This is a genomic window from Arthrobacter sp. NPDC093139 (genome assembly GCF_044754165.1).
Taxonomy (GTDB): Bacteria; Actinomycetota; Actinomycetes; order Actinomycetales; family Micrococcaceae; genus Arthrobacter.
In genome coordinates this window covers 231,559-248,957 of sequence record NZ_JBIVOO010000006.1, presented here as the reverse complement: position 1 = coordinate 248,957, position 17,399 = coordinate 231,559, and the positions used below count along the sequence as shown (strand labels likewise).

Here is a 17,399-nt window from a genome sequence, read left to right as displayed (position 1 = left end):
GTCCACACGGGAGGCCGCCGGCACGGTGGCCCAAATCAAAGGCCAGTTCCGATCGTAGTCTCTCAGCGGCCGCCCAGCCGGATTGACTGAGAGCCGCGCCACAGAGGCCCAAGGAATGACCCGGACAGCCGCAGCGTTATGGAGAATAACCCCTCCGACCAAGAAAGGAACTCGCCGTGTTTGAACGGATTTCCGGCTCGCTGCTGGACCCCGACGCGCTCTACGCCAAGAACATTGAGCTGTTCCACAGCCCTGAACTGCGGGGGCTGAATCTGGTGATGGGCTTCACCGGCTTTGCCGACGCCGGCCACGTGGTCAGGCAGATCACGGACGAGCTCCTCGACAACCTCGATTCCGAACGCGTCGCCGTGTTTGATGCCGACCAGCTCATCGACTACAGGACCCGGCGGCCGCATGTGTCCTTCGTCGAGGACCACCTTGAGGACTACCAGGCACCCAGCCTCGCCCTCTACCGGCTCGTCGACGGCCTGGGCAGGCCGTTCCTGTTCCTGGCCGGATTCGAGCCTGATTTGCAGTGGGAACGCTTCGCGCGTGCCGTGGTGCAGATTGTGGAGACACTGGACGTCAACCTGGTGACGTGGATCCACTCCATCCCCATGCCGGTGCCGCATACGCGCCCGGTGGGAGTGACGGTGCATGGCAACCGCCCCGAGCTGATCGAGGGCATCTCGGCCTGGAAGCCGACGGTGGAAGTACCCGCCGCCGTGGGCCACGTGCTGGAGCTCCGCCTTGTTGATGCCGGACGGAACGTGGCCGGCTACGTCATCCACGTTCCCCACTATCTCGCCGAAGCCGAGTACCCGCCGGCGGCTGTCGCGGGCCTGGAATACCTCGGCGCCGCCACATCCCTCATGCTCCCCACCGACAGGCTGCGGGAGTCGGGCCGCGACGTCGGACGGCAGATCGCAGAACAGGTCGAAGCCTCGGCTGACGTCCAGCAGGTGGTCGCCAAGCTGGAGGCACGCTACGACGAAAAGGCGGAGGGCACCGTTCGCCGGTCCCTGCTGGCCGACGAGAACGACGAACTGCCAGACGCCGATACGCTCGGAGCCGCAGTGGAGGCCTATCTGGCCCGGGAAAATCCCACGCCATAAGCTCCGTCACTAAATCCCCGAATTAAATCGGATTTGTGTGGGCGCCGGGCATAATGAGATGGTGACTGCCCCCCGCGCCTGGCTCGTTTGGTCCATTGGCATTTTCTCGTACCTGGTGGCGGTGACCCAGCGTACGTCGTTTGGTGTGGTCGGGCTGGAGGCGACCGAACGGTTCCACGCGAGTGCCTCGGCGATTTCTTTTTTCACCGTGCTGCAGCTGCTCGTCTATGCGGGGCTTCAGATCCCGGTGGGAGTGCTGGTGGACAGGTTCGGCTCCCGGGCCATGATCGCCTGTGGCGCCCTGCTCATGGGCCTGGGCCAGCTCCAGCTCGCGTTCGCCGAGAGTGTCCCGGCCGGTGTGGTCGGCCGCGTATTGGTAGGCGCGGGCGACGCCATGACGTTCATCTCCGTCATCCGGCTCATCCCGCTCTGGTTTGCGCCTGCCCGCGTGCCGCTGCTCACCCAGCTCACGGGAATGTCCGGGCAGCTGGGCCAGCTCCTGAGCGTGGTGCCGTTCGCCTTCGTCCTCCACACCGCCGGCTGGAGCCCAGCCTTCCTGTCCCTTGCAGGACTGTCCGGCGTCGCCGTCGTCCTCGTGGTCCTGCTGCTCCAGGACGTGCCGCCCGGCACTCCCCGCCAGGAATCGGTCAAAGGCCTGCGCGCCACCGGTGTATCGCTCTCGCGGGCCTGGAAGCAGCCCGGCACCAGGCTCGGCATGTGGAGCCACTTCACCATCCAGTTCAGCGGCACCGTGTTCGCGATGACCTGGGGATACCCCTTCCTCATTTCGGCGCAGGGCCTGGACTCCGGGACCGTGGCTTCGCTCATGTCCCTCTATGTGGCCGGTGCCATCGGTGCAGGACCCCTGATCGGGCGGTTTGTTTCACGGCATCCCCTCCGGCGCTCAACCATGGTTCTCCTGCTTGTAGCCGCCACGGCAGTCGCCTGGGCGGCGGTGCTCCTCTACCCGGGCCGCTCGCCGCTGTGGCTGCTTGCCGTGCTCGTGGTGGTGCTGGCCATCGGAGGTCCGGGTTCCATGATCGGCTTCGATTTCGCCCGAACCTTCAACCCGGCGCACCGGATCGGCACCGCCACGGGCATTGTCAACGTCGGCGGTTTCTTCGCAGCCCTCATGGCCATCTACCTGATCGGCGCCGTCCTCGACATCCTGTATTCCACCGGGTTCTCCAACGGAGTTCTGTACGGCCTCGAGCCATTCCGCATCGCCCTGTGCGTGCACTTCCTGATTCTGGGAGTCGGATCCGTCGCCATGCTGGTAGTCCGCCGCAAGGTCCGCCGGCAGATGGCCGCCCAGGGTGTGGTGATTCAGCCTCTGCTGCAGGCGATGGCAGAACAGCGCAGGGCACGCATCGCCCGGCGGAAGTCCGCTTCCCGGGGCTGACTTCGTGCAGGCCGGAGCCCTCCCGGGCGGCTGGCGTGTGCCTGACCTGTCCTCCACACCCAACGGTCTTCCACATAGCCCAGGTTGCGGCTGCCGTCGGGGGCGGGAGGGGCGAAAGCTGGAGGCATGAGCGCACCCGAGCACCTGATCATCAGCGGCCCCGAGGACATTCTCGGTTATGTTCCCCACACGCTGGGGTATTGGCCCACCCGCAGCCTTGTGGCAATGACCATGCAAGGCAAACGGCTCGGAGCCACCCTCCGGGTCGATTTGCCGGAGGTCGACATACCGGACGGGGCGCCGTCCAGGTGCGGACGCGAGGACTTCGCCCGTACCGTGGCCGAGTACCTCCTCGCGGATGACCACGCCGACGGCACCCTTCTGATGTTCTTCACGGATGCTGGCTGGGCGGACGCCTCTGGTCCTCCCGGCGGCAGGGCGCTGCTTGCTGACCTTGAATCCGCCCTCGGGCTGGCCGGGATGCCGGTGCGGGATGCGTGGTACGTCGGCGCCGACTACTGGCGGAACGTGTACTGCTCGGACACCGGCTGCTGCCCGTTGCCCGGGCGGCCCCTTGCCGAGATCCGGGACAGCCGCCTCAACGCAGAAATGGTGTACCTCGGAAGCAGTGTGGGTGCGCCGCCCGGGGCCAGCTCCGCCGGAAGTCCGGAGCCGGAGGAGAATCCGGCGGTGCTGGCGGCAGAGCAACGCTGGACGGAAACACTCGGTGACAGAAGGGCAAGCCGGGCCCAATTCGAAAGCGTGCTGGACGCCTGGGAAGTGATACTGACCGCTGAAGCGGGCACCCGGCTGGACCACGATGTTGCCGGTTTCCTGCGCGCCACCCTGTGCGTTCCGCCGTGGCGCGATGCTGTCCTGGTCATGGCCGCCGCAGGCCGGCCAGCCGCGGTGGCCGGTGCTGAGGAGTTCGGCATCTTCTCGGCCCTGCCGGGGCCACCGGCAAGAAGCCCGTCAGGCCTGGAAGTGCCTGCCAGAACGGTTCAAGCAAGGAAAATGCCCGCAAAGACAGAGCCCCGCGGTTTCCTCCAGCCCACCGCAGCGGGGGAGCCTGATTCATCCACTGCCCCTGGCAGCCACGGGGAAATCCCTGGCCGCAGCGAGGTCCCGGCCGATAGCGGGGTCCATGACGATAGCGAGGCCCACGACGATAGCGAGGCCCACGACGATGGCGAGGTCCCCGGCTACGGAGAGGTCCTCCTCGGCCTGACTCCGCTGGTGCCGGACTGGAACAGCATGAAGTCCCTTGAAGACGCGATGCTGCATCTGGCGTCCTGCGGCCCGGGGGAAGCGCAGGCGGCTGCCTGGACGGCCAAAGCCTGGATTGAATGGTGCCGGGGGAGAGGCTCCTACGCCCACGCCTCGCTGACCCGGGCGTTGGAGGCAGCCCCCGGGTACAGGCTGGCGGAACTGCTTTCCGAAGTGGTCAGGCGGGGAACCATCTGCGGCTGGGCCGGACGCAGGGAGGCAGCCTGGCAGAAATTCGGCACGGACGCCGCATAGAACCGTGCGAGCGGCCGGGCAGGACAGCCGCGTATTACGGCCGCGGCGGCCCCTGGCGCGGAAAATCATGAGACAATGGTTGCCGAGACCCGGTTGGGTCCGTGAATCAGTGCTTGCAGTGGCGCCCGGAGACGGGAACATTGCAGCCGCCCCGGCAGTTCTACTTAATGGCTCTGTCGGTCGAGGTTGCACCTGATGTCAATCACGGACTTGACAGGGTCATAGTGGTGTTGCCCGTATGGTGATTCCACAGACCGCCGCTAGAAAGGTTTTCTGTGACCCCGTCTTCCGCGAAGAAGGAACCCGCCGCCCAGGCCGATGAATTGGCCGAGGACAAGAAGGCGGCAACCAACGCCAAGCGTGCAGCCACCCGCGCCGCGAACAAGGCTGCCGCAGTCGCCGGCGGCGACAGCACGTCGGCCGCCGCGAAGCCCGAGCCGAAGAAGCGTGGCCCCAAGCCCGGCGCCAAGGCTGCAGCCGAAGCCGCCGGAAGCCGCTCGACCTCGGATGACGACGTCGAAGTGGATGTCGAAGAGGATCTCGATGACGTGTCGCCTGATCCTGCCGAGCTCACCGACGAACCCGACGAGGCCGGAAAGGCTGCCGCACCCACCGGGTCCGGATTCGTCTACTCCGATGCCGATGACGACGACGCCCCTGTCCAGCAGGTCATGTCGGCCGGCGCCACCGCCGACCCCGTCAAGGACTACCTGAAGCAGATCGGCAAGGTCGCGCTCCTCAACGCGGAACAGGAGGTTGACCTCGCCCTCCGGATCGAGGCCGGCCTCTTCGCCGAAGAGAAGATCGCCGCCGATGACGGCTCGATGGACCCGAAGTACAAGCGCGAGCTTGAATTCATCATCCACGACGGCAAGCGCGCCAAGAACCACCTTCTCGAGGCGAACCTCCGCCTCGTGGTGTCCCTGGCCAAGCGCTACACCGGTCGCGGCATGCTGTTCCTGGACCTGATCCAGGAAGGCAACCTCGGCCTCATCCGTGCAGTTGAGAAGTTCGACTACACCAAGGGCTTTAAGTTCTCGACCTACGCCACCTGGTGGATCCGCCAGGCCATCACCCGTGCCATGGCTGACCAGGCCCGCACCATCCGTATCCCGGTGCACATGGTCGAAGTCATCAACAAGCTCGCCCGTGTGCAGCGCCAGATGCTGCAGGACCTCGGCCGTGAACCCACGCCCGAGGAGCTGGCCCTGGAGCTGGACATGACCCCGGAAAAGGTCGTTGAAGTCCAGAAGTACGGCCGCGAACCGATCTCTCTGCACACGCCGCTTGGCGAGGACGGCGACTCCGAGTTCGGTGACCTCATTGAGGACTCCGAAGCCGTGGTCCCCGCCGACGCCGTGAGCTTCACGCTGCTGCAGGAACAGCTTCACTCCGTGCTCGATACGCTCTCCGAGCGTGAAGCCGGCGTGGTCGCGATGCGTTTCGGCCTCACGGACGGCCAGCCGAAGACTTTAGACGAAATCGGCAAGGTCTACGGTGTCACGCGTGAGCGCATCCGCCAGATTGAATCCAAGACGATGTCCAAGCTGCGGCACCCGTCGCGGTCCCAGGTCCTGCGGGACTACCTGGACTAGGACGTCTACCGGGTGTTCCCGGATTGAGAACGCAACAGCAAGGGGCTGCCGCCGGTTGAACCGGCGACAGCCCCTTGCTGTTGCTGCTTGTGTCCCTGTTGTGTGCCCTGACAGTCGCGTGTTCCGGCAGTCCCGTAGTTCCGGCAGTCGCGTCAGGGCAGCAAAAAGCCAGGGTCCCTTGCCGGAACCCTGGCTTTCATGCTCGCGCTTTTCAGCTGTGTGGTCTAGTCGGCCGGCACCGGTTCCCTCTCGTGGAGCCGGCCCGTCTCATCGTGCCATTCCGAGCTCAGCGGCTTGAGGGTCGCTTCGACGGCACGTGAATGGTGAGCGCAGAAGAGCAGCTCGCCTCCGGAGGACTCGAGTACAACCCGGACGTATGCCTGCGCACCGCAACGGTCGCACCGGTCAGCTGCGTTCAGTGTGCGGTCGGCAACTGCTGTGGTCATGTCGGCCTCCTTAGTAGATCTTTACATCTATATAACCAGCATTCGCGGCCAAACTATGGCAAGGATGGGTCACTTTCGCTGTCCGCGTATCACGTCTGAGTAACGGCAGCCGTTGCCGGGGGCCGTCTCTGGAGTGGCAGTCAGGTGATCGGCGGCCGCGGGACTAGGCTATAGGAAGCCATTTAATGCCCTGCAGGGCCCCGTTGAAGGAGTTCACCACCCGTGGCACCGAGTTCTGAGTACACCGCCCGCCACCTATCGGTGCTGGAGGGCCTTGAGGCTGTCCGGAAGCGTCCGGGCATGTACATCGGCTCCACGGATTCCCGTGGACTCATGCATTGCCTGTGGGAAATCATCGACAACTCCGTCGACGAGGCCTTGGCGGGCTACGGCCACGACATCAGGATCATCCTTCACGCGGACAACTCCGTGGAGATCCACGACGACGGCCGCGGCATTCCCATTGATGTGGAACCCAAGACCGGCCTCACTGGTGTGGAGGTCGTCTTCACGAAGCTGCACGCCGGCGGTAAGTTCGGCGGTGGCTCCTACACCGCATCAGGCGGGCTGCACGGTGTCGGTGCCTCTGTGGTGAACGCCCTGTCCGCCCGGCTGGACGCCGAAGTGGACCGCGGCGGCAAGACCTACAAGATGTCGTTCCGCAGGGGCGAGCCGGGCAGGTTCAAGGACACCGGCACGCGCCCGGATCCGTCGGCCCCGTTCACGCCCTTCGTTGAGGATTCCGTGCTCGACATTGTGGGCAAGGCCAAGCGCGGAGTCACCGGTACGCGCATCCGCTACTGGGCCGACCGGCAAATCTTCACACCAGACGCCAAATTTTCCTACGAGGAACTTGCTGCGCGGGCCCGCCAGACCTCTTTCCTGGTTCCCGGCCTGAAACTGACCGTCCGCGACGAACGCAAGCTCCCCGGCACCCCGGGAGAAAACGGCCCGCACGAGGAAGTCTTCCACCACGACGGCGGGATCTCCGAGTTCGTGGAGTTCCTCGCCATCGACGCGGGAGTCACTGACGTCTGGCGCCTCCACGGCGCCGGGAAGTTCAAGGAAACGGTCCCCGTGCTGGACGAAAGGGGCCACAGCAAGCTCGCCGAAGTGGAGCGTGACTGCGAAGTGGACGTCGCTCTGCGCTGGGGGATCGGCTACGAAACCACCGTCCGCAGCTTCGTGAACATCATCTCGACCCCGAAGGGCGGCACGCACCAGGCCGGCCTTGAGCAGGCCCTCGTCAAGACCTTCCGCAAGGCAGTGGAAACCAACGCCAGGAAACTCAAGGCCGGCAACGACAAGATCGAAAAGGACGACATCTTCGCGGGCCTCACAGCCGTGCTGACCGTCCGCCTGGCCGAACCGCAGTTTGAAGGCCAGACGAAGGAAATTCTGGGCACATCCGCAGTCAAAGCCATCGTAGCGCGGGTCGTGGAGCGCGAGATCACCGCCAAGCTCAACTCCTCGAACCGCAACGACAAGGCGCAGTCGGCCCTGCTCCTGGAGAAGATCGTCAGCGAGATGAAGTCCCGCATCTCCGCCCGCGTGCACAAGGAAACACAGCGCCGCAAAACCGCGCTCGAGACCTCCTCGATGCCCACGAAGCTCGCGGACTGCCGGACGGACGATGTTGACCGCTCCGAGCTGTTCATCGTCGAGGGTGACTCCGCCCTCGGCACCGCGAAGCTGGCACGGTCCTCCGACTTCCAGGCGCTGCTGCCTATCCGGGGCAAGATACTGAATGTCCAGAAGGCTTCGGTGGGGGACATGCTCTCCAACGCCGAGTGCGCCGCGCTGATCCAGGTGGTCGGTGCCGGTTCGGGACGCAGCTTCGCGATCGAGGCTGCACGCTACGGGAAAGTGATCCTGATGACGGACGCCGACGTCGACGGCGCCCACATCCGCACGCTGCTTCTGACGCTGTTCTTCCGTTACATGCGCCCCATGGTCGAGGAAGGCAGGGTCTTCGCGGCCGTACCCCCGCTGCACCGCGTGGAAGTGATCAACCCGGGCCAAAAGGCCAACGAGATGATCTACACGTATTCAGAGGCGGAGCTCCACGCCCTCCTGTCCCGGCTGGCCAAGGAAGGCAAGCGCTACAAGGAACCGATCCAGCGATACAAGGGCCTGGGGGAGATGGACGCCGAGCAGCTCGCCGAAACCACCATGGATCCGAGGCACCGGATGCTCCGCAAGGTGAACATCGAAAACGCCCAGCAGGCCGAAGCCACCTTCGATCTGCTCATGGGCTCGGACGTGGCGCCCCGCAAGGACTTCATCATTGCCGGAGCGGCCAGTCTGGACCGCGACCGCATCGACGCCTGACCTACGGAGGGTACTGTCCAGGTGCTGCGGAGGCGCGCCAGGAGGCGCGCCACGTGGTCAGGCCGGCACGTCAGCCCAGCAGTCCCGGCACTATCAGCAGCGCGGTGGGCATGGCCAGCAGCAGGACGCACACGGCCACCACGGCTGCCCGGAGGGTGGCCGGAAGCGGTTCGCGGGGTGAGAGCAGGCGGCTGACGCGGGACGCCGTCGTGCTGGCCGAGCCAGATCCGCCCGCACCATCGGGCAGCTGCAGGCCCGGCGCGGCGGGTTCGCCCCGACCCATGGCGGCCGCATCCTGCGGTACGGCGGATCCGCTGGCGACGATCGCTATGGCCTTGATCAGCGTTGACTTGCTCTCCGTCCTGAGGGCAACGTCATCGGCGAGCATTTCGATCAGTGAGTTGACGGCTTCCTGTGCCAGGCGGGTCGTCGGCAGCCAGGGAAGGGCCTGGCGCCATGCGGCGAAGGCCCACAGCAGGAGGTGGTGGCGCTGGTTGAGATGGGCGTTCTCGTGGATGAGCACGGCACGCAATTCAGCCGGTTCCAGCGCCGCCATGAGCCCGTCGGAGAGTACCGTGACGGACCGGGCGCCACCCGGCAGGCAGTAGGCCACGGGGGAGTCGTGGTTGATCACCATGGTGCCGGTGCCGTCTGAGGACGGCGACGCCAGCAGCGACAGCAGCTCACGGTGCCGCCTGCGCTGCCGCTCAATCTTGTAGTAGGTCAGCAGCAGGGTAAAAACGAGATGCGCCGTCAGCAGGGCCGCTGCCGACAGCGCAAAAAGGTGCCAGAAGCCGAGCGCCGTGGTGGGGGCATTCTGGAACACCATCGCGGCGAGTGCCCTGAGGCCCGCGAGCAGGTTGTCCCCGATAGGCTCCAGCCCGTAAACCAGCATGGCGCCAATCATGGAAAGGCCACCGGCGAGGCCGATGGCCTGCCACAGCAACATGGCTGTGAAAGGATCCCGCGCCGGCCAGTGGGCACGGGAAAGGAGGATAGGTACCGGCCAGGCCAGTGCTATCGCCAGGACCGCCAGGAAGTATGAGGTCCAGAACATCGTCCGCTAGCTGTGGCCAAGCAGTTTACGCAGCGTCTCGGCTTCACTCTCCGTCACGGAACCGATAAAGCGGGCAAGCACGGCTTCACGGTCCGGAGCCGATCCCAGCACTTCGTGCATGAGTTCGGCGGTGTGGTCCTCCCGGCTGGATACGGCCTGGTACCGGTGCGGCCGTGTGCCGCGTTCGCGCTCCACGAGGCCCTTTTTTTCGAGGCGGGACAGCACGGTCAGGACCGTCGTGACCGCCAGGTCCTTGCCTACATGGCCTGCTGCACCGCCCTGGGCCACTGTGCTCTGCGCCAGCATGTCGCGCAGCGTGTTGGCTGTTGCAGCTTCCTGGCCAGCCCAGAGCAGGTCCATCACTGCCCGTTCAAGTTCCCCAAGACTTGCCATCTGTACATCCTTCTGACAACGTGCCGCCTGCGGCCGGGCGGCCGCCGCGTGCTGTGGTTCAAGATACTCACTCCAAATCTAGCGCGTTTGCGCGTTTCTTTCTACATGAGGTAGAACATCCGGCGCGCCGCCCCTCATTGCAGGCCCTCTGTGGCGGTGCAACCATGTTTACAGCGTCGGAGCGGTGTTCTACACTCGGTAGAAGTTGATGTTCTACGCGACGTAGAAAACAGAGCTTGAGAGCTTGAGACCCAGCCAACAGTAGGGACAGCCTTGGAAGCCTTGGAAATCGCACGCTGGCAATTCGGAATCACCACGGTCTATCACTTCATGATGGTGCCGCTGACGATCGGGCTGGGCCTCGTCGTGGCGGTGATTCAGACCATCTGGCACCGTACCGGCAACCCGGCCTACCTGCGGATGACCAAGTTCTGGGGAAAGCTGTTCCTCATCAACTTCATCATGGGCGTGGCCACGGGCATTGTGCAGGAATTCCAGTTCGGCATGGCATGGAGCGAATACAGCCGCTTCGTGGGTGACGTTTTCGGGGCGCCGCTGGCCCTCGAGGCCCTGCTCGCGTTCTTTGTCGAATCCACCTTCCTGGGCCTGTGGATCTTCGGCTGGAAGCAGCTTAAGAAGGGCGTGCACTTGGCATGCCTTTGGATTGCCGTGATCGGTTCGTTCTTCTCCGCGTACTTCATCATTGTCGCCAACAGCTGGATGCAGCACCCCGTGGGCGTCGAAATGATCGATGGCCGCCCTGTCATGACGGACGCCTGGGCTGTCTTCACCAACAACACCGCCCTCGTCGCCGTTCCCCACACGCTCTTCGGCGCACTGGCCGTCGCCGGCGGGTTCCTGCTCGGCATTGCCTGGTACCACCTCTGGCGGCGCCGCAGGGACGGCATCGACACGGTGGACGCGGATGGCAAGGTCATCGCCGGTTCGGCCGACATCCCGGGCAGGGACCGCACGGACCACACCGTATGGATCCGCTCGCTGCGGATCGGGGCGGTGGTGGCCATGATCTCCTTCGCCGGGACCGCCCTGACCGGGGACCTGCAGGGAAAGCTGATGTTCGAGCAGCAGCCCATGAAGATGGCTGCCGCCGAAGCCGCCTGCCACGACGGAACGGGCTTCTCGGTCCTCAGCGTCGGCAACCTCGGGGCCCGCAACTGCGATGACATCGTGGCACTGATCGAGGTCCCGGGCATCCTGTCCTACCTCGCCAAGGGCGACTTCACCACGGAAGTCAAGGGCGTCAACAGCCTGCTGGACCAGTACAGGGCCGACTACGGCACGCATCTGCCGGACAACCCCATCTACGGGGATCGCGCAGGGCAGGAGATCGAGTACGTGCCCGTCATGGAGGTCACTTACTGGGGATTCCGCATGATGATCGGCTTCGGCGGAGTTGCCGCCCTGGCTGCACTGCTGGCCCTGTGGCTCACCCGCAGGGGCACCGTGCCGGAGTCGCGCTGGCTCATGCGGCTGGCGGTGTTTGGCATACTGGCACCCTTCGGAGCGAACGCCGCGGGCTGGATCTTCACGGAAATGGGCCGGCAGCCGTTCGTCGTGGCACCCAATCCCGACCTCAACGGCATCGACCAGGTCTTCATGTTCACCGCGGCGGCAGTGTCCCCGGGCGTCTCCGCCGGCGAGATCCTGACATCGCTGATCGTCCTCACCGCCATCTATGCGGTGCTGCTCGTGGTGGAGGTGAAACTCCTCGTCAAGTACGTCCGGGGAGGCGTGGTTTCCGCCATGCCGGAACTGGTGAGCGCCCCCGTCGACGAGAACGAGGACGCCACCCCCGGGCCGGGCGGTCCCGGCAAACCCGGAGCCGCCGATGACGTCCTGGCCTTCGCCTACTAGAACCGAGGAAACGGAACATGGAACTGCTGCCCACCGTCTGGTTCATCGCCATCGCCGTTCTTTGGACGGGTTACCTCTTCCTGGAAGGCTTCGACCTCGGCGTCGGCATGCTGATGAAGCTCTTCGCACGCGACAACACGGAACGCCGCGTCCTGCTGAACACCATCGGGCCGGTCTGGGACGGAAACGAGGTCTGGCTGCTGACGGCGGCAGGTGCCACCTTCGCCGCCTTTCCGCTCTGGTACGCGTCCCTCTTCTCAGCCCTGTACCTGCCGCTGCTCCTGGTCCTAGTGGCATTGATCTTCCGGGCTGTCGCCTTCGAATACCGGGGGAAAGTGGACACCGACCGTTGGCGGGACACCTGGGACTGGGCCATCGCCGTCGGCTCCTTCCTCGCAGCCTTCGGCGTGGGCGCCACCCTGGCCCTCAGCACCACCGGCCTTCCGCTGAATGCCAATGGTGACCGCGACGGCGGCCCCTTCTCATGGTTCAGCGGCTACGCGCTGCTCGGCGGCTTTGCCGTGGCGGGGTTTGCCCTGCTGCACGCCCTGGCCTTCCTCGCCCTGAAGACCGACGGCGAGGTCCGTCACCGTGCCCGGCGCTGGTTCGTGCGGCTGCTTCCCGTGCTGCTTCTCCCCATGGCCGGCTGGGCCCTCAGCGTGCAGCTCCTTAGCGGGGAACTGTGGACGATGGCCGCCCTCGTGCTGGCCGTCGTGGCCGCGGTCGCCGCGTGGTTCCTGGCCCGGAAGGCCCATGAAGGCCGCGCCTTCCTGGCAACCGGTGTGTTCCTGCTAGGCGGCGCCGCCTCGATCTTCGGCGCCGTCTTCCCGGTGGTGCTTCCCTCCACGATTGATCCTGCATTCAGCCTCACGGTCTCCAACGCTTCGTCCTCGGACTACACGCTCGGGCTGATGAGCATCGTGGCCTGCGTCGGACTGCCGCTCGTCATCGCCTACCAGGCCTGGACCTACTGGGTCTTCCGGCGCCGTGTCAGCGCCGCCCACATTCCCGAGGCCCACAGCTTCCTGCCGGCGATCGCCGCCAAAGCGCTCACCCGGAACGACTGAGGCCCCGTGAAGCCGCAGTTCCCCGGAGGCCCGTCAACGCGCGCCGCACTGTACGGCATTGGCGTGCTCGCCGCCCTCAAAGCGCTCTCGCTGGTGCTCATGGGCCAGGCCCTCGCGTCGGTTCTCGCCGGCCTGATGGTGCAGGACCCTGCGTGGGCGGACCAGCTGGTCTGGGGCATGGCCGGTGTGGTCCTGCGCTCAGCCACCGTCTGGGCGCAGGGCGCCGCCTCCCGCCGGGCAGCCCTGGGCGTGAAGGAGGAGCTGCGCTCGCAGCTGCTGGAACAGGCACTGCGCAACGGTGTCCGGTCTTCGGGCCCTGCCGACGGCGGCCTCGCCGTGCTTGCGACGCGCGGCCTCGACGCCCTGGACAGCTACTACACGCAGTTCCTGCCCGCCTTGGTCAATTGCGCCGCCATTCCGCTGCTGCTGGGCGCCCGGATCCTGTTTGCCGACTGGGTCAGCGCCGTGGTCATCGTGCTGACGGTGCCGCTCGTGCCGCTGTTCATGGTGTTGATCGGCCGCTACACGGAAGACAAGGTATCGGACGCGCAGGCGGCCCTGTCCCGGCTCTCAGGGCACATGCTGGAACTTGCCAAGGGGCTTCCGGTGCTGGTGGGGCTGGGCCGCGCCTCTGCCCAGCGCCGCGCGCTGGAGGATATTTCCGACGAGTACCGGTCCAAGACCATGGGGACCCTCCGGACTGCGTTCCTCTCTGCCCTGGCCCTTGAACTGATAGCGACCATTTCGGTGGCCGTGGTGGCAGTCTTCATCGGCGTGCGGCTGGTGCATGGGGACATGGCGCTGCAGGCCGGACTCCTCGCCCTGATCCTGGCGCCGGACTGCTACCTGCCGCTCCGGGAACTGGGAACGGCGCACCACGCCAGCGACGACGGCCGGGCAGCCCTCGCCGAGACGACGGCGGTGCTGGACTCACCAGAGCAGCGGCGGCTTGAGCCGCGGCCGGCGATCCACGACCTCACCGTCAGCGGTCTCAGTGCCAGTGACCTTACTGTCTGCGGACTCACCGTCAGCTACGCGGGGAGGCAAGGCGCCGCCGTCGGGCCCCTCAGCTTTACCGCGCCTGCCGGGCGGATCACTGCGCTGGACGGGCCCAGCGGTGCCGGCAAGAGCACCGTGCTGGCTGTCCTCGCGGGCACCATCGGCTCCGGGGGAGGCACCGATGTTGCCGGGACGCTCGGCGGCTTCGCCCCGGCGGCCGTGGCCTGGGTACCCCAGCACCCGGTCATGGTGGCGGACACAGTCCGGGAGGAGATCCTGCTGTATCTTGCGGCTGACCCGCTGAAGGACGGGCACCAGCTCGACGCCAGAGTGCAGCAGTGCCTCGCAGCGGCGGGCGCAGCCCACCTGGCAGGTAAGCACCCGGCAGAACTGAGCCCCGGGGAGCTGCGCCGCGTCGCACTGGCACGCGGACTCGCCCGCATTGCGGCGGGAGCCACCGTGCTGCTGCTGGACGAACCCACAGCGCACCTGGACCAGGCCTCCGCCGAAATCGTTCAGGCTGCGATCCTGGACCTCCGGGGCAGGGCGACGGTGATTCTCGTGGCCCACGACCGGCAAACCCGGGACCTTGCAGATCACGTCGTTTCCCTTCCTGCCGCAGCGAACCACTCCGAGATCGCCGACGCCGCTCCCGCCGTAGCTGCCCGCCCCGCCGTTGCCGCAGCTTACCGGGCCCCGCACCTGGCCCGAGCCGTCCCCACGGCGCTGCCGAATGCTGCCGCAGCAGCTGCGGGTTCCAGCGAGACTGCGGGTTACAGCCAGACTGCGGGCTCCGGCCAGACTGCGGGCTCCAGTGGGTCAGCGGAGTCCCGCGGGACGGCGCACACGGCCGGGCTGCTGGGAAGGCTGCTCGCACCGGTGCTCGGCAGGTTTGCGGGCGCCGGACTCGTGGGAACCCTCGCGTCCCTCTTCGCCGTTGCCCTGTCCGGACTCTCCGGCTGGCTCATCCTGAGGGCCAGCGAACAGCCGCCCATCCTGTACCTGCTCACGGCCATCGTGGGTGTGAGGTTCTTCGGAATAGGCCGGGCCGTCCTGCGCTACTGCGAGCGGCTGGTGCTTCATGACGCCGTCTTCGCATCACTGACGTTGCTGCGCGGGCGGCTGTGGGAGTCACTGAGCCGGCGTGCCCTGTCCCTCCGGCGGCTGCTGCAGGGCGGGAACGTCCTGGGAGTCGTGATCGACGACGTCGATACGGTCCGCGACCTGCTGCCGAGAGTTGTCCTTCCCCCGGTGACGGCTGTGGCAGTAGCCGCAGCAGCCATTGGAACCTCGGCATGGCTCGTGCCCGGCGCGCTGCCGGCTGTCGCGGCCGCCGCGGTTGTCAGCCTGGCCGTGGCACCCGCCGCTGCGCTGGTTGCCGACCGGATGTCTGCCGGCACTGAACAGTCCCTGCGGTCCGGCGTCCTGCGCCGCATCGCGGCTGCCCTCGATGCGCGGGCGGAGCTGCACGCCAACGGCGTGGCGTCGCCCGTCCTGGACCGTATCCGTGCTGACGACCGCGCGGCGACCCGTGCCTCCCAGCGCTCCGCGTGGGCGGAGGGACTCGGGCAGGCGATAACCGTCGCCGCCTGCAGCGCCGGGGCACTGGCCTGCGCCGTGCTGGTGGCGCCGGACGTTCTGGCGGGTGCAGTCGCCGCCCCGACGGCCGCCGTCGTGGTCCTTATGCAGTTGGCACTCGTTGAACCCTTTGCAGGCATGACGACGGCGGTCCGCCAGTACCCCGCGCTGCGCTCGGTGCTCCGCCGCATCGGAGAGTCCGGGGTGCTCACCGAACCGGCCTCTGACGTGCCGGACACGGCTGTGCCGGCATCTGGCGCACCGGCCAGGCCGGACCCGCGGGAGAACGGGCGTCCGGGTGTCGAGATGAAGGGGCTCGCCGCCGGGTGGCCCGGGGGTGCAGCTGTTTTCAGCGGCCTCTCAGCAGTGGCGGAGCCGGGCCGCTGGCTGGCTGTCACCGGCCCCTCGGGCGCCGGCAAGTCCACCCTGCTCGCGGTGATGCTGGGCTTCCTGCCGGCCCGTGAAGGCACAATTGCGGTGACCGGCACTGCGGCCTGGTGCCCGCAGGAGGCCCACCTCTTCGACTCCACCATCAGGGGCAACCTGCTGCTGGGGCGCCGGGAACGGCAGTCGTCGGCGGACGCCGACTCCGAACGGGAGATGCGGCAGGCGCTCGCGGCGGTGGGCCTGACGCCCCTGCTGGAGCGGCTGGATGACGGGCTGGACACTCGGATCGGACCCGGCGGCGCGTTCCTCAGCGGCGGCGAAAGGCAGCGGCTTGCCGTGGCACGCACGCTCATGACCCAGGCCGAGGTGATCCTGCTGGATGAGCCTACTGCCCACCTCGACGCCGAATCCGGCCGTGCGCTGATGGCCGACCTCCGGGCGGGGCTCCTTTCCCGGACGGTAGTGCTGGTGACCCACAACCCCGCAGACATCAGCCCCCTGGACGACCTCCTGTCCCTCCGGCAGGGCGGTGAATCCCGGGGAGCAGAGGAGATGGCGCCGTCGCTGGCCTCCGGTTAGCCTGTTCCCATGACGCCATCCGAGGTTGCCGCCGGCTGCACCGTTGACTTTCCGCTGCTGCGCTGGAGGAGCGCGGGGAACTGGGATGTCCCGGCGTGGGCCGCACTCATAGCCCGGACGGCAGCGGTCGAGAAGCCGGTGTGGTTTGAACACGAGCCGGAGCTGGAACAGATCATGGAGTCCCGGAAGAACCCGCCGGAGCGCAATACCGTGCTGGGGTTCGACCCGGACGGCGTCGCCCGGGCGTATGCACGACTCACGAAGAACAGCGACAGCGAGAAGGCGTACGGCTTCGGCTGCGTCGACCCGCAGTGGCAACGCCGCGGCGTCGGCTCCGCCCTGCTGGAGTGGCTGGAAGCGCGGACCCGGCAGCGTTTCGCGGAGGACGCCCAGGCCGGCGGCCAGGCTACTGAACGAGTTACGGCCGCGCCGCGGCTGCGGATCCACAACGAACAGCAGCACGGGCACCAGGCGGCGCTCTTCGCCAGGCACGGCTACGAGGTGGTGCGCTACTTCAACGAGATGCACCGGCCACTGGCAGGGCCGCTGCCGGACGTCGTGCTGGATCCGGGGCTTGAACTGGTGACCATGGGACCTGAACTCAGCGAGGCCGTGCGGCTCGCACACAACGAGGCCTTCCGGGACCACTGGGGCAGTGAACCCAAGGACGAGGAATCATGGGGATACGTCGTGAACGACCCGCAGGCCCGGCCCGACCTCAGCGCCGTTGTGCTCGAACGCGGCACCGGGATAGTGGCGGGATACCAATTGGCCGCTCATGACGCGGAAAGCGCGGTGACCCGGGGATTCAGCGAAGGCTACACGAACCTGCTTGGGGTGCGGCGTGAGTTCCGCGGGCGCGGCATCGCCAGCGCGCTGCTCGCCGATGCCATGCGGCGCTTCGCTTCGGAAGGATTCGACGTCGCATCGCTGGACGTCGACTCCGAAAATCCCACGGGCGCGCTGGCGCTCTATACCAAGATGGGCTACACACCCGTCAACAGGAGCCTGGCCTGGGATAAGCCGCTAACCCCCACTGCCTGAAAAGCGCAGC

At 66.7% G+C, this 17,399-nt stretch carries 12 protein-coding genes; 9 read left to right on the top strand and 3 right to left on the bottom strand.

Annotated features, from left to right (window positions below; translation table 11 throughout):
* The first annotated feature begins 176 nt into the window (after positions 1 to 176).
* The 4 genes from ACIP90_RS12260 to ACIP90_RS12245 all read left to right on the top strand — a co-directional run bounded on the left by ACIP90_RS12260 (position 177) and on the right by ACIP90_RS12245 (position 5,633).
* Positions 177 to 1,115 (top strand): proteasome assembly chaperone family protein, encoded by a 939-nt coding sequence (locus tag ACIP90_RS12260; RefSeq protein WP_400579579.1) that lies wholly within the window; start codon positions 177 to 179, stop codon positions 1,113 to 1,115.
* A 61-nt stretch (positions 1,116 to 1,176) separates the two neighbouring features.
* Positions 1,177 to 2,517 (top strand): nitrate/nitrite transporter, encoded by a 1,341-nt coding sequence (locus tag ACIP90_RS12255; protein WP_400579578.1) that lies wholly within the window; start codon positions 1,177 to 1,179, stop codon positions 2,515 to 2,517.
* Between the two features lie 126 nt (positions 2,518 to 2,643).
* Positions 2,644 to 4,038 (top strand): DUF4192 domain-containing protein, encoded by a 1,395-nt coding sequence (locus ACIP90_RS12250; protein ID WP_400579577.1) that lies wholly within the window; start codon positions 2,644 to 2,646, stop codon positions 4,036 to 4,038.
* A gap of 275 nt (positions 4,039 to 4,313) precedes the next feature.
* Positions 4,314 to 5,633, top strand: coding sequence for an RNA polymerase sigma factor (locus ACIP90_RS12245; protein WP_400579576.1), 1,320 nt, complete (start codon positions 4,314 to 4,316; stop codon positions 5,631 to 5,633).
* A gap of 224 nt (positions 5,634 to 5,857) precedes the next feature.
* Here ACIP90_RS12245 and ACIP90_RS12240 read toward each other — a convergent pair whose 3' ends face one another.
* Positions 5,858 to 6,079, bottom strand: coding sequence for a hypothetical protein (locus ACIP90_RS12240; RefSeq protein ID WP_400579575.1), 222 nt, complete (start codon positions 6,077 to 6,079; stop codon positions 5,858 to 5,860).
* Positions 6,080 to 6,301: 222 nt separating this feature from the next.
* On the opposite strand from ACIP90_RS12240, the gene ACIP90_RS12235 reads away from it, so the two are divergent.
* Positions 6,302 to 8,410, top strand: coding sequence for a type IIA DNA topoisomerase subunit B (locus tag ACIP90_RS12235; protein WP_400579574.1), 2,109 nt, complete (start codon positions 6,302 to 6,304; stop codon positions 8,408 to 8,410).
* Positions 8,411 to 8,480: 70 nt separating this feature from the next.
* Here the strand turns inward: ACIP90_RS12235 and ACIP90_RS12230 are convergent, their stop codons facing one another.
* Together ACIP90_RS12230 and ACIP90_RS12225 are read right to left on the bottom strand one after the other, a co-directional pair.
* Positions 8,481 to 9,467, bottom strand: coding sequence for a M56 family metallopeptidase (locus tag ACIP90_RS12230; RefSeq protein WP_400579573.1), 987 nt, complete (start codon positions 9,465 to 9,467; stop codon positions 8,481 to 8,483).
* A 6-nt stretch (positions 9,468 to 9,473) separates the two neighbouring features.
* Positions 9,474 to 9,860 (bottom strand): BlaI/MecI/CopY family transcriptional regulator, encoded by a 387-nt coding sequence (locus tag ACIP90_RS12225; RefSeq protein ID WP_400579572.1) that lies wholly within the window; start codon positions 9,858 to 9,860, stop codon positions 9,474 to 9,476.
* Positions 9,861 to 10,133: 273 nt separating this feature from the next.
* On the opposite strand from ACIP90_RS12225, the gene ACIP90_RS12220 reads away from it, so the two are divergent.
* Genes ACIP90_RS12220 through ACIP90_RS12205 form a run of 4 tightly spaced genes read left to right on the top strand, consistent with a single transcriptional unit; the run spans position 10,134 to position 17,389 of the window.
* Positions 10,134 to 11,735, top strand: coding sequence for a cytochrome ubiquinol oxidase subunit I (locus ACIP90_RS12220; RefSeq protein ID WP_400579571.1), 1,602 nt, complete (start codon positions 10,134 to 10,136; stop codon positions 11,733 to 11,735).
* A gap of 17 nt (positions 11,736 to 11,752) precedes the next feature.
* Complete coding sequence (cydB, locus tag ACIP90_RS12215; protein ID WP_400579570.1) at positions 11,753 to 12,802, top strand: cytochrome d ubiquinol oxidase subunit II; 1,050 nt, start codon at positions 11,753 to 11,755, stop codon at positions 12,800 to 12,802.
* Between the two features lie 6 nt (positions 12,803 to 12,808).
* Positions 12,809 to 16,345, top strand: coding sequence for a thiol reductant ABC exporter subunit CydD (cydD, locus tag ACIP90_RS12210; protein ID WP_400579569.1), 3,537 nt, complete (start codon positions 12,809 to 12,811; stop codon positions 16,343 to 16,345).
* Between the two features lie 9 nt (positions 16,346 to 16,354).
* Positions 16,355 to 17,389 carry a GNAT family N-acetyltransferase gene (locus tag ACIP90_RS12205; RefSeq protein WP_400579568.1) on the top strand — a complete coding sequence of 345 codons (1,035 nt, stop codon included), beginning with the start codon at positions 16,355 to 16,357 and terminating at the stop codon, positions 17,387 to 17,389.
* Positions 17,390 to 17,399: the final 10 nt, after the last annotated feature.